The following is a 17,690-nucleotide window of genomic DNA, read 5'->3' on the forward strand; positions in this document are numbered from 1 at the left end:
TGTCGTCCGCCAGCTTCCGTTGAACAAATCGGACGGAGAGCAGTCTCATTCGCACTTCCAACCACACCAGAGTCGCGTTCATGACCAAGCGTTTGTTGTCCGCCATGCGTCAGTACGCATGGTTTTCAGGGGTAAAGCACCATGTCGTGCAGGGCGTCGAAGCCCTGGCGGAGTTGCTCAAGTCCCCTTCCGCCGCGGCGCGCGCCGTCGCGGCCGTGATCGCCGAAACCGAGCACGGCGTGCAGGTCTGGGTTTCGTATCTCGGCAAGCCGCTGGACCCGCACACCAACTACGTGCTGTGGCCGAACCGCTCCCTGCGGCCGGCACGGCGCCGCATCCAGCCCTCCCCGATCGAGCAATTGCAGATGCGACGGCGGCGCGACGAATAGCCGCGCCCTTCGCTGCATCGACATAGCGCCCCGCCGGTGCCCCGGCGCCGGGCGCCGGTGGCGCTCAGGCGTCCGCCCAGCGGCGCAGCAGGTTGTGGTAGACACCAGTCAGGCCGATCACGGCTTCATGCGACTGGCCGAGTTCCTGCGCCGTCTGGCGGATGCGCCTGTCCATCTCGAACAGCAGCGAACGCTGGCCATCGTCGCGCACCATGCTCTGGATCCAGAAGAACGACGACACCCGTGCGCCGCGCGTGACCGGCGTCACGTGGTGGATGCTCGTGGCCGGGTACAGCACCATATGCCCGGCCGGCAGCTTCACGCGTTGCTGGCCGTAGGTATCCTCGACCACCAGTTCTCCGCCGTCGTACTGGTCCGGCTCGGTCAGGAACAGCGTAGCCGACAGGTCGCTGCGGATGCGGAAGCTGGTGCCGCGCAGGTAGCGGATCGCGTTGTCGACATGGTTGGCAAAGGTGTGGCCACCCTCGTAGCGGTTGAACAGCGGCGGATAGACCTTCAGCGGCAGTGCCGCCGAGAAGAACAACGCGTTGTTGCCCAGCGCATCCTGGATCAGGTCGCCAACCTGGCGCGCCGCGGGCGAGCCTTCGGGCAATTGCAGGTTGCGCTTGGCCAGCGCCGACTGGTAGCCCGAGGTTTCATTGCCATCGGTCCACGGCGCGGCGTCGATGACCTGCCGGACCTGCGCCACCTGGGCCTTGGAAAGTACGTCTGGAATCTGCAGCAACATGGTGGCGACAACCTCTGGGCAAGAATGGGGAAAGCGTGCACGCCCCACGGACGCGTCGTGAACGCGTATTGTATGTGAACCCTGCCGCTGCCAGAACAAGAATCATTATTGTTTGAGCTTGCGCAGGCGCCGCCTCCACTACAATGGGTTTTGGGTTCCCGTCATCGCCAAGGAGAAGACATGTCCGAACCGCTACACGACGAAGCGCTGGTCAATCTCTACCTGGAACGAATTTCAGCCCTGTCGGTGAGCGCCTTCGATGGTGCCGATGTCGGCGCCGAGCTCGATGCCGTGATGCGCGAAGCGGTAGCCAAATGCCAGGCGGCAGGCGGACCGCAGGCACAAGGTACGCTGGCGGTGCTGGCCAAGCGGTTGCGCGAGCGCGCGGAAGCGGCCGAGCGCGAAGACCAGGCGCCGGTGCGCGATACCTTTTTGCAGGCGGCACAGCGATTGCCCGCCTGAGCGGTTGCATGCGCAACGCCAACGGATGAGTCGCGAATTTGTCGCGGATTCAGTTCGAAACAGGGTATGAGCCAGGCCGGACGGCCTTGAGAACAACGCCTTGAAGGATGGCGGCGAATGCCGCGAAAGGCGTTGGTTGCGGGGGCAGGACTTGAACCTGCGACCTTCGGGTTATGAGCCCGACGAGCTGCCAACTGCTCCACCCCGCGTCTGAAGAAAACAATTATGCGGTATTTGCGCGCATCTGGCAAGTCTTTTCTTGGCGTGCGTGGATATCAGTCGGGCGGCGGCCCGAGCAGGCGGTCCACCAACGCATAGCCGGCACCGAATGCCGCCACCTCCGCGGCGTGGCGCGTGGCGAACTGCTGCGAGCCACTCGCCAGTACTTCGGTATCGCCCGCATCCGCGGGATCGACGCCTTCCTGAGCCACGCGGACTTCATAGCCCCATCGGCCGATGCTGCCCCGCCCTTGCGGCAACACCAGGACGTAGACGTCCATGTCGCGGTACTGCTCGACGCGCCAGTCGTTTTCCATGCGCATTGCTCCGGGTTCGGCTTGCTCTGCCCTTGAGTCGAGCCTAGAAGGCGGCAAGGACGCGCGCAAGCCGTGGTGCAGCAAAAAGCGCTGCCGGCGCGGGGACTACAAGCGATGGGGAAGACAGAGAGAGAGAGAGAAGGCAGCAAAACAAAAAGGGCCTCCGTTTCCGGAAGCCCTTTTCTTACTGCATAGGTGGCGCGGCTGGCAGGATTCGAACCCACGACCCCTTGGTTCGTAGCCAAGTACTCTATCCAACTGAGCTACAGCCGCACTCGAGAAAAGAGATTATATCTGAGATTTCAGATTTGTGAACCCCCCTCTGCACTTTTTTCTCATCTTTTTGCGGGCACGGGCCTGCACGCAGCGTTTTTCTATAATGGGAACCCGAAGATGTGATCCGGACCATGAACAAGGCATTTGTCAAAGAGTCCTCAGGCGACGAGGACGACGACCTCCCCGAAGGCGCAACGCCGCTGCCTCCCGGCACCAAGAACTACATCACCGCCGATGGCTACAACCGCCTGCGCAATGAGCTGATGCAGCTGATCGACGTCGACCGGCCCGATGTGGTGCAGATCGTCTCGTGGGCGGCGTCCAATGGCGACCGCTCCGAGAACGGCGACTATCTCTACGGCAAGAAGCGCCTGCGCGAGATCGACCGCCGCATCCGCTTCCTGACGCGCCGCCTCGACAAGGCCGAGGTGGTCGACCCCTCATTGCAGGGCGACAACGACCAGATCTTCTTCGGCGCCACCGTCACCTATGCCAACCGCGCCGGCGAAGAGACCACCATCACCATCGTGGGCATGGACGAGGTAGACCTGGACAGCAACCGCGTCAGCTGGATCTCGCCGATCGCCAAGGCGCTGATCAAGGCGCGCGAAGGCGACACCGTGCCGCTGCGTACACCGGTCGGAGTCGAGCAGATCGATATCCTGGAAGTCAGATACCCGTCGAAGAAGCAATAGGTGGGCGGGCCTTCCTTCAGGGCCGTCCTGAAACGCCCGCCTAGCCGTCGTTGCGGTCGCGGAAGATGCGGATGACGTCCGGGTTGCGGCGCAGCCCGCGCATCACGTTGGCCAGGTGCAGGCGGTTCTGCACCTGGATGACGAACTGCATGTAGGTGGCTTCCTGATGGCTGCCGTCCTGCTGCTCCATCGCCACGTGCGCGACGTTGGCATCGGCGGCGGTCAGGTCCGCGGCGACGCGCGCGACGATGCCCTTGACGTTGCGCACCATCACCTTGATCGAGACATCGAAGGCACGCGTGGTCTTCTTGGCCCACATCACGTCGATCCAGTGCTCCGGATCCTTGCTGTGCAGGCGCTTGGCGATCTTGCAGTCCTGTACGTGGATCTGCAGCCCTTCGCCCTTGCCCAGGTAGCCGACGATCGAATCGCCGGGGATCGGGCGGCAGCATGCCGAGAAGATCATCGACATGCCTTCGTCGCCGGTGATCGGCACCGCGGGCGCCTCTTCGCCGGCAAAGGTCTGCACCGCCGCCAGCAGCGCGCTGTCGACGTCGCCGGACAACTCCTGCAGCAGGATCTCCATGCGCTTGGCCACCACCGCCGGCACGCGCCGGCCCAGCGCCAGGTCGGCGAAGATGTCTTCGCGCTGCTTGTTGCCGGTCCACTGGATCATGCGGTCCCACACCGACTGCGGCACCGCCTTCAGCTCGATGCCGAGCTGGCGCGCGCATTGTTCCAGCAGCCGCTCGCCGAGCTGGATCGCTTCGTCCAGCTTGGTGGTCTTCAGGTAATGGCGGATCGCCGCGCGCGCCTTGCCGGTGCGCACGAACGACAGCCACGCCGGATTCGGCTTGGAGTACGGCGCCGTCACCACCTCGACGATATCGCCGCTCTTGAGTTCGGTGCGCAGCGGCAGCAGTTCGTTGTTGATCTTGACCGCGACGCACTGGTTGCCCAGGTCGCTGTGCACCGCATAGGCAAAGTCCAGCGCGGTGGCGCCGCGCGGCAGCGCGCGGATATGGCCCTTGGGCGTGAACACGTAGACCGCATCCGGGAACAGGTCGATCTTGACGTGCTCGAGGAATTCCTGCGAATCGCCAGTCTGGCTCTGGATATCGAGCAGCGACTGCAGCCACTGGTGCGCCTGCTGCTGGATATCGTTGGCGTGGTCGGCCTGGTGCTTGTACATCCAGTGCGCGGCCACGCCGGCTTCGGCGATCTGGTGCATGTCGCGCGTGCGGATCTGGAACTCGACCGGCGTGCCGAACGGACCCACCAGCGTGGTGTGCAGCGACTGGTAGCCGTTGATCTTGGGGATGGCGATGTAGTCCTTGAACTTGCCGGGCATCGGCTTGTACAGGCCATGCAGCGCGCCCATCGCCATGTAGCAGTGCATCTGCGTTTCCACCACCACGCGGAAACCGTACACATCCAGCACCTGCGAGAACGACAACTGCTTGTCGTGCATCTTGCGATAGATGCTGTACAGCGTCTTCTCGCGGCCGGACAGTTCGGCCACGATGCCGGCATCGGCCAGCCCCTTCTGCGCGGCCTCGAGGATGCGCTTGACCACTTCGCGCCGGTTGCCGCGCGCGGCCTTGACGGCCTTCTCCAGCGTGGCGTAGCGGAATGGCGAGCCGACCTTGAACGACAGCTCCTGCAGTTCGCGGTAGATGGTGTTGAGACCGAGACGGTGCGCGATCGGCGCATAGATCTCCATGGTCTCCAGCGCGATGCGGCGGCGCTTCTCCGGCGGCACGAAGTCGAGCGTGCGCATGTTGTGCGTACGGTCGGCCAGCTTCACCAGGATCACGCGCACGTCGCGCGCCATCGCCAGCAGCATCTTGCGGAAGCTTTCCGCCTGCGCCTGCTCGCGGCTCTGGAATTCGAGCTTGTCCAGCTTGGTCAGGCCATCGACCAGTTCGGCGACCTTGGGGCCGAATTTCTCGGCCAGCTCGCTCTTGGTGATGCCCTGGTCTTCCATCACGTCGTGCAGCAGCGCCGCCATGATGGACTGCACATCGAGCTTCCAGTCCGCGCACAGCTCGGCCACCGCCACCGGATGGGTGATGTAGGGCTCGCCGCTCTGGCGGTACTGGCCCAGGTGGGCCTCGTCGGAAAACTGGAAGGCCTCGCGTACGCGCGCCAGGTCGGGCGCCTTCAGGTACGCGAGCTTTTCCATCAGCCGGGTGATGGAAATGACCTGCTGGCGCGGCGGCACCGCCGGCTGCGAGGTCGGGCCGAAGAAGTGCCGGTATGACTGCGCCAGCACTGCATCGATAAAGAGGCTGTCCGCCACCGGAGGCGCCGCTTCCTGCACTGCCGCCAGCTCGTCCTGCAGCGCGGGCGCCCTCGCCTTGCCTGGCGCCAGCGCGGGCGCGACGGCACGCTCCCCGACGACATCGTCGCCGAGCGGATCGGGAAGATTGGGAGCGCCGGTGCGCGCGTTCACGGAAGACTGGCCCGGGATGGTGCGCTTACGCGCCGTGGGCGGCGCAGAATCGCCGTGCGCGCCCGCCGCGGGCGTTGGCGGAGAGGAAGGCTGGGAGGGCAGATGCGGCGAAGGCATGGCGGCGGCCCCTGGAATCCGGCGGGAGAGCCTGGAAATATGCTGGCACGTTGCGAGGATGAGCCATGGGCCGGCCGCTCGATCGGGTCGATCAGGTCGGGACCTTCTTCAGCATCTCGATGCCGACCTGGCCCGACGCGATCTCGCGCAATGCCACCACGGTCGGCTTGTCCTTGGCCTCGACCTTGGGCGTGTGGCCCTGCACCAGCTGGCGCGCACGGTACGTGGCCGCCAGGGCGAGCTCGAAGCGATTCGGGATGTGTTTCAGACAATCTTCGACGGTAATACGCGCCATATCAAATCCACCTTGGGACAAAACCTGTTGGGTTGCTATTTTACAGCACGCGGCGGAAAACGCCGGAGGCGCCTCCGCCCACGTGCGTCGGCTCAGTGGATGCCGAGCTCGATGAACAGCTCCGTGTGACGTGCCTTTTGCGACGAAAAGCGCAAACGGGTAGCCCGAACCACGTTGCGCAGCTCTTCCAGCGCATCGTCGAAGATCTCGTTGATGATGACATAGTCCGACTCCGACGCATGCGACATCTCGCTGCCCGCTGCCAGCAGGCGGCGCACGATCACATTGGGCTCGTCCTGGCCGCGCTTCTTCAGACGCTCTTCCAGCGCGGTCAGCGACGGCGGCAGGATAAAGATCTCGACCGCGTTGGAGAAGCGCTGGTGCACCTGCTGCGCGCCCTGCCAGTCGATCTCGAGCAGCACGTCGTTGCCTTGCGCCATCTGCTGCTCGATCCACACGCGCGAGGTCGCGTAGTAGTTGCCGTGGACCTCGGCCCACTCCAGGAACTCGCCGCGGTCACGCGAGGCGCGGAAGTCGTCGACGCTGACGAAGTGGTATTCTCGGCCGTTCTGCTCGCCCGGGCGCGGCGCGCGCGCGGTATGCGAGATCGACAGGCGGATGGCCGGGTCCTGCGCCAGCAGCGCGTTGACCAGCGTCGACTTGCCGGCTCCCGACGGCGCCACCACCATGAACAGGTTGCCCGGGTAGACGGTGTCGATGGGAGGATGCGGCGCGGTTTGAGACGTTTGGCTCATGATGATGATTCGGTGACTTCGGGGTGATTCTGGTTCTTTGCTGCGTTTGCTGCTGTTGCCGCGTTATTCGAGGTTCTGGACCTGCTCGCGCATCTGCTCGATCAGCAGCTTGAGCTCCATCGAGGCATCGGCCAGCTCCTTGGCGGCGGCCTTGGAACCGAGCGTGTTGGCCTCGCGGTTCAGCTCCTGCATCATGAAGTCGAGGCGCTTGCCGACCTGCCCACCCTTCTTCAGGATATGGCGGGTCTCGTTCAGGTGTGCCTGCAGCCGCGACAGCTCTTCGGCGATATCGATGCGGATGCCGTAGACGGTGGCCTCCTGGCGGATGCGCTCGGCAATCTCGTCGCGGCTCATCGACGGCATGCCGGCGGGTGCGGCCAGGTTGAACGCTTCCTGCAGGCGCTCGGTCAGCTTCTGCTGGTGGTGCGCGATCAGCTGCGGGATCGCCGGCGTCAGGCGCTCGACGATCGCCAGCATGGCGTCGACGCGCTCCATCAGCGTCGCCTTGAGCGCCTCGCCCTCGCGGCGGCGCGCTTCCAGCAGCTGGTCCAGCGCCTCGCGCGCGGCGCCGGTCACGGCTTCGCGCAACGCTTCCTGCGACAGCTCGGGCTCGACCAGCACGCCCGGCCAGCGCAGGATCTCGCCCATGCGCAGCGTGCCGGCGCTGGGGAAGGTGCCGGCCACGGTGGTTTCCAGCGCGCGGATCTGCGACAGCAGGCCGTCATTGAGCGCCAGCGTGGCGCCGCCCGAATCGGTGCGCTGCAGGTTGATGCGGCATTCCAGCTTGCCGCGCGACAGCTCGGCCATCAGCATCTCGCGCAGCGCCGGCTCAAAGGCGCGGCACTCTTCCGGGGCCCGGAACAACAGGTCGAGGAAACGCGAATTGACAGTGCGGAATTCCACCGAAACGGAGGCGGTGCGCCCGCTCGGCTCGCCCTGTGCGTTGGTCAGTGGCGCCTGGCGCGTGGCCAGGCCATAGCCTGTCATGCTGTGGATCATTGGATGTTCTCGTGAGTGGAGGCGGCCCTGGGGCGATGGCGGCCCGCAGGCACCCTCCTCGAGCCTCCCGCAACCGCATCCCGGGAGCGCTCTCAAAACGTTGAAAGGAGGGCAACAATGCCCGTATTTGTGTTCTTTACAAGTGACCGATTAGCCCGGACAATCCGTTGGCAAATCCGCGGAGGCAAATCCGGTCCCTATTCCCATGACAGAGTCCAAGGGCACGACACAACTGAAGAGTGCACCGCTGCCCGTCGGCACGCTGTTGTCCAACTATCGTATTGTAAAGAAGTTGGCCAGCGGGGGGTTCAGTTTCGTCTACCTGGCCACCGATGAAACCGGCGCGCCGGTCGCGATCAAGGAGTACCTGCCGTCGTCGCTGGCGCGGCGCAACCCGGGCGAGCTGATCCCCGTGGTGCCCGAGGAAAACGCCGCGGCATTCCGGCTCGGCCTGAAGTATTTCTTCGAAGAGGGCCGCTCGCTGGCCCGCATTTCCCATCCCAGCGTGGTGCGCGTGGTGAACTTCTTCCGCGAGAACGCCACGGTCTACATGGTGATGAACTACGAGCTGGGCAAGACGCTGCAGGAGCACGTGCTGGCGGCCCGGCAGCAGGGCCGCGCCAAGGTGCTGCGCGAGCATTTCATGCGCAAGGTCTTCCACGACCTGATGAGCGGCCTGCGCGAAGTGCATATCCACAAGCTGCTGCACCTGGACATCAAGCCCGGCAACATCTACCTGCGCGAGGACGAGTCGCCCATCCTGCTGGATTTCGGCGCCGCGCGGCAGACGCTGACCATGGAAGCGGCACGCTTCCAGCCAATGTACACGCCCGGCTTCGCCGCGCCCGAGCTGTACGGCAAGCATTCCGACCTGGGCCCCTGGACCGATATCTACAGCCTGGGCGCCACGCTTTATGCCTGCATGGCCGGGATGCCGCCGCAGGAAGCCAACCAGCGCGAGAAGGACGACCGCATGGGCGAGGCGCTGGTGCGGCTGCGCAGCAGCTACACCAACGGCCTGGTCGACCTGGTCGAATGGTGCCTGCGGCTGGCGCCGTCGGAGCGGCCGCAGAGCGTGTTCCGGCTGCAGAAGGAGCTGCGCGAGCAGACCAACGCGCTGAGCGAGCAGGCGCTGCTGGCGGCCGCGCCGCCGGCCCCTGCCGAGCGCCCTGCCCCCGCTTCGCGCTTCCTCACGCTGCTGCGCCGCCGCGACGAGCCGGCCCCCGGCGCAAGCGTAGAATAAATCACAAATCGCGTCCGCCGTGGCGCGCTGACCTTACTGAATTTCCAAAGCCAACATGCGATTCTCTGTCTACCAGGAAAGCAGGAAAGGCGGCCGCCGCGTCAACCAGGACCGCATGGGCTATTGCTTCACGCGCGACGCGCTGCTGATGGTGCTGGCCGACGGGCTCGGCGGCCACGCGCACGGCGAAGTCGCGGCGCAGCAGGCGCTGCAGACGCTCGCGCGGCAGTTCCAGACCCAGGCGCGCCCGGCGATACGAAACCCCGCGGAGTTCCTGCAGGACACGATCATGCTGGCGCACCGCGAAATCCACCGCTACGCGGAAGCCAACCGGATGGCCGACGTGCCGCGCACCACGGTGGTCTGCTGCCTGGTCCAGCACGGCCAGGTCTACTGGGCCCATGCCGGCGACTCCCGCTATTACCTGCTGCGCAAGGGCCGCCTGCTGACGCGCACGCGCGACCATTCCAAGATCGAGAACCTGCTGCAGCAGGAACGCGTGCTGCCGATGCACGTGGCCAACCACCCTGAGCGCAACAAGCTCTACAACTGCCTGGGTTCGCCCAACCTGCCGCTGATCGACCTGGGCGGCCCGGTGCGGCTGGAGCCCGGCGATGTCGCCTTGCTCTGCTCCGACGGCCTGTGGGGGCCACTGGACGAGCAGGCGCTGGTCGACAAGCTGTCGCGGCTGTCGGTGGTGCAGGCGGTGCCGGCGCTGATCGAGCTGGCGCTGCAGAACGCCGGCGAAGGTGCCGACAACACCACCGGCATCGCCATGATGTGGGAGCTCGACAACAACGCCACCGGGCCGGATTCGGTGATGACCGATACGCTGCCGCTGAACGCGTTCACCACGTCGATCCTGGACCGCACCGGCACGGACAGCGACCTGCTGTCCGAGGAAGAGATCGAGCGCTCGATCGCCGAGATCCGCGCGGCCATCGACAAGACCAGCAACCTGATGCGCTGACCTGCCCCCCACGGCCTTTGTCGCTCGTCGCGCGCCGGTATGCAGCGCGCGCGGGCCGGCGGCGGTAGAATCGCGGTCTCTCCCCGATTCCGACCCGAACATCCCATGCGACCCAGCGGCCGCGCAGCCGATGCGCTGCGTTCCATCAGCCTTATCCGCCACTACACCCGCCACGCCGAGGGCTCCGTCCTCTGTGCCTTTGGCGACACCAAGGTGCTCTGCACCGCCAGCGTGCTGGCCAAGGTGCCGCCGCACAAGAAAGGCAGCGGCGAGGGCTGGGTTACGGCCGAATACGGCATGCTGCCCCGCGCCACCCACACCCGCTCGGACCGCGAGGCCGCGCGCGGCAAGCAGACCGGGCGCACGCAGGAAATCCAGCGCCTGATCGGCCGGGCCATGCGCTCGGTGTTCGACCTCGCGGCGCTGGGCGAGTACACCATCCACCTCGACTGCGACGTGCTGCAGGCCGACGGCGGCACCCGCACCGCGGCCATCACCGGCGCCTTTGTCGCCGCGCACGACGCGGTCGCCACCATGCTGCGCGATGGCCTGATCGCCGCCAGCCCGATCCGCGACCACGTGGCCGCGGTCTCGGTCGGCATGGTCGACGGCGTGCCGGTGCTCGACCTGGACTACGCCGAGGACAGCAGCTGCGACACCGACATGAACGTGGTCATGACCGGCAGCGGCGGCTTTGTCGAGGTACAGGGCACTGCCGAAGGCGCGCCTTTCAGCCGCGCCGACCTCGACGCCATGACGCGCCTGGCGGAAGCCGGCATTGCCCGCCTGGTGCAGCACCAGCGCGAAGCGCTCGGCCTGGCCTGACAGGATCCGACCATGCAACGACTGGTACTGGCCTCCAACAACCCCGGCAAGCTGCGCGAATTCGGCACGCTGCTGGCCCCCCTCGGCTTCGATGTGGTGCCGCAGGGCGACCTGGGCATTCCCGAGGCCGAAGAACCCTTCGTCACCTTTGTCGAGAACGCGCTGACCAAGGCGCGCCACGCCAGCCGGCTGTCCGGCCTGCCCGCGCTGGCCGATGATTCCGGCATCAGCGCGCGCGCGCTCGGCGGCGCACCGGGCGTCTATTCGGCGCGCTACGCGCAGATGGCCGGCAAGCCCAGGTCGGATGCGGCCAACAACGCGCACCTGGTGTCGCAACTGGCCGGCAAGCTGGACCGCCACGCGCACTATTACTGCGTGCTGGTGTTGGTGCGCCATGCCGAGGATCCCTGCCCGCTGATTGCCGAGGGCGTGTGGCATGGCGAGGTCGTCGACGCGCCCCGCGGCGCGGGCGGCTTTGGCTACGATCCGCATTTCCTGCTGCCGGGGCTGGGCAAGACTGCCGCCGAGCTGTCGGCAGAAGAGAAGAACGCGGTCAGCCACCGCGCGCAGGCGCTGCGTGCACTGGTGGCCAGGCTGCAGGCCGATGCCGCGCAGCGCAGCAGCCGATGATCCCGATCGTACCGGCCGGCAGCGCGCCGTCCGCCGCTTCTCCCGCCGACAGCAAGCAGCTATGGCTCAAGCCCGGGCAGATCAGCCTGCCCGGCTCGCCGCCGCTGTCGCTGTACGTGCATATCCCGTGGTGCGTGCGCAAGTGCCCGTATTGCGATTTCAATTCGCACGCGGCGCCGGGCGCCGACAACCATGAGATCCCGGAAGAGCTCTACCTGGACGCGCTGCGCGCGGACCTGGAGCAGTCGCTGCCGCTGGTGTGGGGCCGTCCCGTGCATACCGTCTTTATCGGCGGCGGCACGCCCAGCCTGCTGTCGGCCGCCGGTATGGACCGGCTGCTGTCCGATCTCCGCGCCTTGCTGCCGCTCGATGCCGACGCCGAGATCACGATGGAGGCCAATCCCGGCACCTTCGAGGCCGACAAGTTCGCCAGTTACCGCGCCAGCGGCATCAACCGGCTGTCGATCGGCATCCAGAGCTTCAACGACCGGCACCTGGAGGCACTTGGGCGCATCCATGGCGGCGCCGAGGCGCACAAGGCGATCGATATCGCGCAGGCGAGCTTCGACAACATCAATCTCGACGTCATGTACGCCCTGCCCGGGCAGACGCTGGACGAATGCCGGCAGGATCTGGAGGCCGCGCTGTCGTACGGCACCACGCACCTGTCGCTGTACCACCTGACGCTGGAGCCAAACACGCTGTTCGCCAAATTCCCGCCCGCGCTGCCGGACGACGACAGCGCGTACGAGATGCAGGACCTGATCGAGGCACGCACCGCCGAGGCGGGCTATCGCCACTACGAGACGTCGGCCTATGCCAGGCCGCATCGCGAGGCGCGCCACAATCTCAACTACTGGCGCTTCGGCGATTACCTCGGCATCGGCGCGGGCGCGCACGGCAAGCTGTCGTTCCCGCACCGCATCGTGCGCCAGATGCGGCACAAGCATCCGGCCACCTACATGGCGCAAGCGCTCGCGGGCAACGCCGTGCAGGAAGCGCGCGACGTTAGCGCCGATGAGCTGCCGTTCGAGTTCATGCTCAATGCGCTGCGCCTCACCGAGGGCGTGCCGGCATCGAGCTTCCAGGACTACACCGGGCTGCCGCTGCATACCATCAGCAAGCAACTCGCCGAAGCCGAGAAGAAGGGACTGCTGGAAGCGGACTTGACGACCATCCGGCCGACGGAACTGGGGCGGCGCTTTCTCAATGACTTGCAGGAGATGTTCCTGAAGGATTGAGTTGTGGACGCAGAGGCGTCACAAAAGACAAAGGCCACGCAATCGCGTGGCCTTTGCCGTTCCGAACGGGAGGTCAGCGTCAGTACGGCGTCGCCATATCGTTGGCTACGCGTGCACGCATGCCGACCTGCAGGTTGCCCAGGCTCGACTGCGTCACGGTCGCCACGCGGCCATCATCCAGGCGCACGTTGACGCGATACGCGTTCTGCGTATTGCTGCCCGCACGCTTCTCGATCTGGTTGCCCGCCACCGCGCCGACCACGGCACCGCCGATGGTGGCCGCGGTCTGCCCGCGCCCGCCGCCGATCTGGTGGCCCAGCAGGCCGCCGGCGGCACCGCCGATGACCGTGCCGAGCAGGCCCGAGCTGTTTTGCGTGGCAGTGATCGGCTCGATCGATTCAACGCGGCCGTAGTACACCGAGCCGGCAGGCGCCTGCGTGGTGTTGGGGGTCTGGTAGCCCGGAGGCGGCGCCGTGTTGTATCCGGTATTGCTGTAGCCGCCGTTATACGGCGCAGCACAACCAGCCAGCACCGCCACCGCGGTAGCTGCCGGCAGGAACAGCCATTTCTTGCTTTGCATTCGCATATTGAGTTCTCCTCTGTTGCCAGTCGAAGCCGGGATTGCGGCACACACACCGCGCCCGAGCACTCCAATATGAGCGACGACCACATGTGAAGGTTCCGCAATGTCAGACACACGCCGACAGCCGCAGGCGGCAGTGTGGCAGGAAGCTTACGCATGCACGTTCACCGCAGCGCAACGCCACCCGCTGCCACGCAGGCCTTGTATAATGCGCGGCCTGACCGTCAGATCGATGGCAACAAGGCGCCGAAGGATCCGCCCTTTCGCGCTACAATGCCCGCACTTTCCGGAAGCGTGGCCGAGTGGTTTAAGGCAGCAGTCTTGAAAACTGCCGATGGGGTGACCCATCCGTGAGTTCGAATCTCACCGCTTCCGCCAGACAGCAAGACGGCCCGCACCAGGCAACCGGTGCGGGCCGTCTTTATTTGGGCGAGCCTTCCGGACACTGCGTCAGCAACCGGTAGGCTTCCGCCTCAGAAATCTTCAGCCGGTACTTCTGGGCCAGCACGCGCGCAAAGGCATGCGCCGAGTCCGGGTGGCAGTACCGCAACTGCTCCCGGTACGCCTCCACTTCATAGCGCAACCGCCAGCGCCGGCTGGCGAGATACAGCACGCCCATCAGCCCCCAGCTGCGCCAGAACTGGCGCACATGGACTTTTTCGTGTTCGATCAGCGCCTCATCGGCACCGGGCCGCAGCAGGATCAGCGGACCGGGCGTAAAGCCGTCAAACCCGCGCGGGATCAGCCAGCGTGTTTTCGACAACCAGACAGAGCGGGGAGCGGCAGTAGCGGAGCATGCGTCAAGCATAGCCCGGATGCTCGCGCTCTGCCTTGCCCTACCTTGCGCTGCGCTCAGGCCGCCGCGCGCAGCGGCGCCGGCGCGGCAGCCGTTGGCATCGCCAGCGCCGCCTGGCCGCGCGAACGGCCCGAGCTGAGGTAGCCCGCGATCGATTCCTGCGTCACTTCGCCCAGGTAGTCACCATCCGCACCCATCACCGGCAGCCAGCTGGTGTTGTGCTGGTACATGCGCGACAGCACGATGCGCAGGTGCTCGTCGGACGCCGCGGTCACCGCGAACGGGCGCACCACCTCGCTGCACACGCCCTTGCCGGAGCGGGCGTCGCGGCGCGTCACATAGCCCACCGCGCGCTGCGCGTCGTCCACTACCGGCAGGTGGCGCACGTCGGCATCGTCCATCACGCCCAGCGCCTCGGCCAGCGGCATGTCGGGGCGGCAGCTCGGCGGCATGGTGGCGGCATCGCCGGCGCGCACCAGCAGCAGGCGCTTGAGCGTGTTGTCGTGGCCGACGAAGGCCTGCACGAACTCATCGGCCGGATGGGCCAGCAGCGCGTCGGGGTGGTCGAACTGCACCAGCTTGCCGCTGCGGAACACCGCCACCTTGTCGGCCAGCTTGATGGCTTCGTCGATATCGTGCGAGACCATGATCACGGTCTTGCCGAGCTGGCGCTGCATCTGCAGGAACTCGTTCTGGATGCTCTCGCGATTGATCGGATCGACCGCGCCGAAGGGCTCGTCCATCAGCAGCACCGGCGCATCGGCCGCCAGCGCGCGGATCACGCCGATGCGCTGCTGCTGCCCACCCGACAGTTCGCGCGGATAGCGGCCGAGCATCAGGTTGGGATCGAGCTGCACCATCGCCATCAGTTCGCGCGCGCGCTCGCGGCATTGCTTCTTGTCCCAGCCGAGCAGGCGCGGCACGACCATGATGTTCTCTTCGATGGTCATGTTGGGAAACAGGCCGATCTGCTGGATCACGTAGCCGATCTTGCGGCGCAGGGCCACGCCGTCGATGCCGCGCGTGTCCTCGCCCTCGATGCGCACCGTGCCCGACGTCGGCTCGATCAGGCGGTTGATCATCTTCAGCGTGGTGGTCTTGCCGCAGCCCGACGGGCCCAGGAAGACGCAGATCTCGCCGTTCGGCACCGTCAGCGACACGGCGTCGACGGCGCGCACTTCAGTGCCGTCCTTCTGCTGGAAGGACTTGGTGAGTTGGTCGAGTTCGATCATAGACGGATCCCCTTCGGCGTCAGCACCCGCTGCAACCACTGCAGGAAGGCGTCCGCCACGATGGCGAGCAGGCTGACCAGGACCGCGCCCACGGCCAGCTTGCTCATGTTGCTCTGGCTGATCGCCTGCAGGATCAGCACCCCAAGGCCACCCGCGCCGATGATGGCGGCAATGGTGGCAACCCCGATATTCATCACCACGGCGGTACGCACGCCGCCGAGGATCACCGGCACGGCCAGCGGCAGGTCGACCAGCCGCATGCGTTGCCAGGTGGTCATGCCGATGCCGCGGCCCGCTTCCTGGATGCCGGGGTCGACATTGGCCAGCGCGGTGTAGGTGTTGCGCATGATCGGCAGCAGCGAGTACAGGAACACCGCCGTCACCGCCGGCACGTAGCCGAGCGCGTGGCCGAAGCGCGCGAAGATCGGGATCATCAGCCCGAACAGCGCGATCGACGGCAGCGTCAGCACGATGGTGGCCAGCGCCAGCAGCGGCGTGGCCAGCGCGCGGAAGCGCGTGATCACGATGCCCAGCGGCACCCCGATCAGGATCGCCAGGCCCACCGCCGAACCGACCAGCGCGAGATGCTCGCCGGTCATTTTCAGCAGCGTGGGCCAGCTGTGTTGCAGGTAAGCAAATAGGTCCATTCGCAAGTCCTCAGATCAGTCCGTGGCTGCGCAGGAAGTCCTCCGCGACCTTGTCCACCGGCTGCTGGCCGATGTCCACCTTGTAGTTCATGTCGGTCATGCTCTGGTTGTCGAGCCTGGCCGCCAGCGCGTTGAGCAGGCCCGCCAGTTCCGGATGCTTGTCGAGCACCGGCTTGCGCACCACCGGCACCGCGTTGTATGGCGGGAAGAAATGCAGGTCGTCTTCCAGCAGCACGAGGTCGAAGCCTTTGACGCGGCCATCCGTGGCGTAGACCAGGCCCAGCTCGACCTGGTTGTTCTTCAGCGCGGTGTAGACCAGGCCCGGGTCGAGCTGGATCACGTCGCGGCGCGAGAACGGCAGCTTGTACAGCTGCTTGAGCGGCTCCAGGCCGTCCGGGCGCGCGGCGAATTCCATGTCGACCGCGAACGGGTGGCTGGCATCGGGGCCGGCCTTGCGCATCTGCTCGGCAAACGCCGACAGCGTGGTCACGCCTTTGCCAGCGCGCTCCTTCGGCATCGCCAGCGCGTAGGTGTTATTGATGCCCGAGGCATCCAGCCACACCAGCCCGCGCGCGCCGTCCATCTGCCTGACACGCTCATAGCTTTCCTTCGCGCCCAGCTTTTCCTGGACCTTGTTGAACACGATCAGCGCGGTGCCGGTGTAGTCCCAGACCACGTCGAGCTGGTTGCTCTCCACGGCCTGGCGCATCAGCGTGCTGCCCAGCCCGGCGGTCAGCTCGGTGCTGAAGCCCTTGGCACGCAGGTATTTCGACGTCATCGACGACAGCAGCAGCTGCTCGGTGAAGTTCTTGCCGCCCACGCGGATCGGCGTTGCGGCGGTATTGGCGCCATCGGCGGCATGCGCCCCGGGCGCCGTGGCCAACGCCAGTCCTGCCGCGAATGCGGTGACGGCTGCCACCAGCATCGCGGCGCGCCGCGCGCGGCGGCGGATGAATTGCATCGGGTCTTTCATGTCGGCCCCCTTGGTAAGCGCTGTCAGCGCGTCAGCGCGCCAGCCCGCGGCGGCGCAGGTACATCTGGCCGGCAGCGGCGAACAGCGCGTCCAGCGCCAGTGCCAGCAGCGCGGTGGCGGCCGCGCCCAGCAGCAGCAGCGACTGGTTGTTCAGGTAAATGCCCGGGAAGATCAGCTCGCCCAGGCTGTTGGCGCCGATCAGGAATGACAGCGGCACCGTGCCGACATTGATCACCAGCGCGATGCGGATGCCGGCCAGCATCACCGGCAGCGCGTTCGGCAGTTCCACGCGCACCAGCCGCTGCACCGGCGTCATGCCGATGCCGCGCGCCGCTTCGCGCAGCGTGGGCGAGACGTTGCGCAGCCCCTCGTAGGTGTTGCGCACGATCGGCAGCAGCGAAGCCAGCCACAGCGCCAGGATCGCCGGGCGCTCGCCGATGCCGAGCACCGCCAGCGCGAGTGCCAGCACCGCCAGCGACGGCACCGTGTTGCCGACGTTGAAGACCTGCATCAGCCGGTCGGCCCAGCGGCGCATGCACGGGCGGCTTAGCGCGATGCCGGCAGGGATGCCGGTGGCCAGCGCCAGCGCCATCGAAATCGCGACCAGGCGCAAATGGTCGGCAACGTCGTAAATCAGGCGTTCCTGATATTTCTGAATCACATCGACGCCAATCCATGCGACCAATGCGGCGATCGCGGCAAGCGTCAGTCCTGCCCAGGCGAAAGACCGGGCCGATTGCTTTGGCATACTCTCCCCTTCTCCGGGGCCGAAAAGAGAGCAAGGCGCCACTTCCCGATCGCGGAAAACAATATGGGCTGGTGG

At 66.2% G+C, this 17,690-nt stretch carries 19 protein-coding genes, 3 tRNA genes and 1 pseudogene; 9 read left to right on the forward strand and 14 right to left on the reverse strand.

Annotated elements, in window-relative coordinates; genetic code table 11:
• The first annotated feature begins 80 nt into the window (after nt 1-80).
• Entirely contained in the window at nt 81-389 is a 309-nt protein-coding gene (locus J8I34_RS02615) for a hypothetical protein (protein WP_029045622.1), read from the forward strand.
• A gap of 64 nt (nt 390-453) precedes the next feature.
• Here the strand turns inward: J8I34_RS02615 and J8I34_RS02620 are convergent, their stop codons facing one another.
• Nucleotides 454-1,137 carry a Fe2+-dependent dioxygenase gene (locus J8I34_RS02620; protein ID WP_029045623.1) on the reverse strand — a complete coding sequence of 228 codons (684 nt, stop codon included), beginning with the start codon at nt 1,135-1,137 and terminating at the stop codon, nt 454-456.
• A gap of 180 nt (nt 1,138-1,317) precedes the next feature.
• Between J8I34_RS02620 and J8I34_RS02625 the strand changes: the two genes are divergently transcribed.
• Complete coding sequence (locus J8I34_RS02625) at nt 1,318-1,599, forward strand: hypothetical protein (RefSeq protein WP_209773152.1); 282 nt, start codon at nt 1,318-1,320, stop codon at nt 1,597-1,599.
• A 133-nt stretch (nt 1,600-1,732) separates the two neighbouring features.
• On the opposite strand, the gene J8I34_RS02630 is transcribed toward J8I34_RS02625, so the two are convergent.
• The 3 genes from J8I34_RS02630 to J8I34_RS02640 form a co-directional block, all read right to left on the reverse strand.
• Nucleotides 1,733-1,808: transfer RNA gene (locus J8I34_RS02630), tRNA-Met, on the reverse strand.
• 66 nt (nt 1,809-1,874) lie between these two features.
• Complete coding sequence (locus J8I34_RS02635; protein ID WP_029045625.1) at nt 1,875-2,135, reverse strand: hypothetical protein; 261 nt, start codon at nt 2,133-2,135, stop codon at nt 1,875-1,877.
• A 196-nt stretch (nt 2,136-2,331) separates the two neighbouring features.
• Nucleotides 2,332-2,408 (reverse strand) — tRNA-Arg (locus J8I34_RS02640).
• Between the two features lie 134 nt (nt 2,409-2,542).
• On the opposite strand from J8I34_RS02640, the gene greB reads away from it, so the two are divergent.
• Nucleotides 2,543-3,106, forward strand: coding sequence for a transcription elongation factor GreB (gene greB / locus J8I34_RS02645; RefSeq protein WP_209773169.1), 564 nt, complete (start codon nt 2,543-2,545; stop codon nt 3,104-3,106).
• A gap of 40 nt (nt 3,107-3,146) precedes the next feature.
• Here greB and J8I34_RS02650 read toward each other — a convergent pair whose 3' ends face one another.
• The 4 genes from J8I34_RS02650 to J8I34_RS02665 all read right to left on the reverse strand — a co-directional run bounded on the left by J8I34_RS02650 (nt 3,147) and on the right by J8I34_RS02665 (nt 7,727).
• Nucleotides 3,147-5,561, reverse strand: coding sequence for a RelA/SpoT family protein (locus tag J8I34_RS02650; RefSeq protein ID WP_029045627.1), 2,415 nt, complete (start codon nt 5,559-5,561; stop codon nt 3,147-3,149).
• Between the two features lie 208 nt (nt 5,562-5,769).
• Nucleotides 5,770-5,973 carry a DNA-directed RNA polymerase subunit omega gene (gene rpoZ / locus J8I34_RS02655; protein WP_006578656.1) on the reverse strand — a complete coding sequence of 68 codons (204 nt, stop codon included), beginning with the start codon at nt 5,971-5,973 and terminating at the stop codon, nt 5,770-5,772.
• A 92-nt stretch (nt 5,974-6,065) separates the two neighbouring features.
• On the reverse strand, nt 6,066-6,728 hold the full coding sequence (gene gmk / locus J8I34_RS02660; RefSeq protein WP_209805276.1) for a guanylate kinase: 663 nt from the start codon (nt 6,726-6,728) through the stop codon (nt 6,066-6,068).
• 63 nt (nt 6,729-6,791) lie between these two features.
• Nucleotides 6,792-7,727, reverse strand: a complete 936-nt coding sequence (locus J8I34_RS02665) for a YicC/YloC family endoribonuclease (RefSeq protein WP_029045629.1) — start codon at nt 7,725-7,727, stop codon at nt 6,792-6,794.
• A gap of 205 nt (nt 7,728-7,932) precedes the next feature.
• Between J8I34_RS02665 and J8I34_RS02670 the strand changes: the two genes are divergently transcribed.
• The 5 genes from J8I34_RS02670 to hemW all read left to right on the forward strand — a co-directional run bounded on the left by J8I34_RS02670 (nt 7,933) and on the right by hemW (nt 12,636).
• Entirely contained in the window at nt 7,933-8,970 is a 1,038-nt protein-coding gene (locus J8I34_RS02670) for a serine/threonine protein kinase (protein WP_029045630.1), read from the forward strand.
• A 55-nt stretch (nt 8,971-9,025) separates the two neighbouring features.
• Nucleotides 9,026-9,940 (forward strand): PP2C family protein-serine/threonine phosphatase, encoded by a 915-nt coding sequence (locus tag J8I34_RS02675; protein WP_029045631.1) that lies wholly within the window; start codon nt 9,026-9,028, stop codon nt 9,938-9,940.
• Nucleotides 9,941-10,045: 105 nt separating this feature from the next.
• On the forward strand, nt 10,046-10,765 hold the full coding sequence (gene rph / locus J8I34_RS02680; protein ID WP_029045632.1) for a ribonuclease PH: 720 nt from the start codon (nt 10,046-10,048) through the stop codon (nt 10,763-10,765).
• A 12-nt stretch (nt 10,766-10,777) separates the two neighbouring features.
• Nucleotides 10,778-11,395 carry an RdgB/HAM1 family non-canonical purine NTP pyrophosphatase gene (rdgB, locus tag J8I34_RS02685; protein ID WP_029045633.1) on the forward strand — a complete coding sequence of 206 codons (618 nt, stop codon included), beginning with the start codon at nt 10,778-10,780 and terminating at the stop codon, nt 11,393-11,395.
• The gene (gene hemW / locus J8I34_RS02690; protein ID WP_209805277.1) at nt 11,392-12,636 is read left to right on the forward strand and encodes a radical SAM family heme chaperone HemW; all 1,245 of its coding nucleotides are present in this window, start codon (nt 11,392-11,394) and stop codon (nt 12,634-12,636) included. The genes rdgB and hemW overlap by 4 nt, the downstream gene beginning before the upstream one ends.
• Nucleotides 12,637-12,715: 79 nt before the next feature.
• Here the strand turns inward: hemW and J8I34_RS02695 are convergent, their stop codons facing one another.
• Nucleotides 12,716-13,222 (reverse strand): outer membrane lipoprotein, encoded by a 507-nt coding sequence (locus J8I34_RS02695; RefSeq protein ID WP_029045635.1) that lies wholly within the window; start codon nt 13,220-13,222, stop codon nt 12,716-12,718.
• A gap of 285 nt (nt 13,223-13,507) precedes the next feature.
• Here J8I34_RS02695 and J8I34_RS02700 point away from each other — a divergent pair.
• A tRNA-Ser gene (locus J8I34_RS02700) sits at nt 13,508-13,597 on the forward strand.
• Nucleotides 13,598-13,640: 43 nt separating this feature from the next.
• On the opposite strand, the pseudogene J8I34_RS02705 reads toward J8I34_RS02700, so the two are convergent.
• The 5 genes and pseudogenes from J8I34_RS02705 to J8I34_RS02725 all read right to left on the reverse strand — a co-directional run bounded on the left by J8I34_RS02705 (nt 13,641) and on the right by J8I34_RS02725 (nt 17,615).
• Nucleotides 13,641-14,016: pseudogene (locus J8I34_RS02705) on the reverse strand (hypothetical protein).
• 55 nt (nt 14,017-14,071) lie between these two features.
• Complete coding sequence (locus J8I34_RS02710; RefSeq protein WP_209773191.1) at nt 14,072-15,247, reverse strand: osmoprotectant ABC transporter ATP-binding protein OsmV; 1,176 nt, start codon at nt 15,245-15,247, stop codon at nt 14,072-14,074.
• A complete protein-coding gene (locus J8I34_RS02715) occupies nt 15,244-15,894 on the reverse strand; it encodes an ABC transporter permease (RefSeq protein WP_029045638.1) in 651 nt (216 codons plus the stop codon). Before J8I34_RS02715 ends, J8I34_RS02710 begins: the two co-directional genes overlap by 4 nt.
• Nucleotides 15,895-15,904: 10 nt before the next feature.
• On the reverse strand, nt 15,905-16,855 hold the full coding sequence (locus J8I34_RS02720; RefSeq protein WP_209773194.1) for a glycine betaine ABC transporter substrate-binding protein: 951 nt from the start codon (nt 16,853-16,855) through the stop codon (nt 15,905-15,907).
• Nucleotides 16,856-16,898: 43 nt separating this feature from the next.
• Nucleotides 16,899-17,615: an ABC transporter permease gene (locus J8I34_RS02725; RefSeq protein ID WP_029045640.1), complete on the reverse strand. Its 717-nt coding sequence runs from the start codon at nt 17,613-17,615 to the stop codon at nt 16,899-16,901.
• Nucleotides 17,616-17,690 lie beyond the last annotated feature (75 nt).

Source organism: Cupriavidus phytohabitans (genome assembly GCF_017815025.1).
Lineage (GTDB): Bacteria > Pseudomonadota > Gammaproteobacteria > Burkholderiales > Burkholderiaceae > Cupriavidus.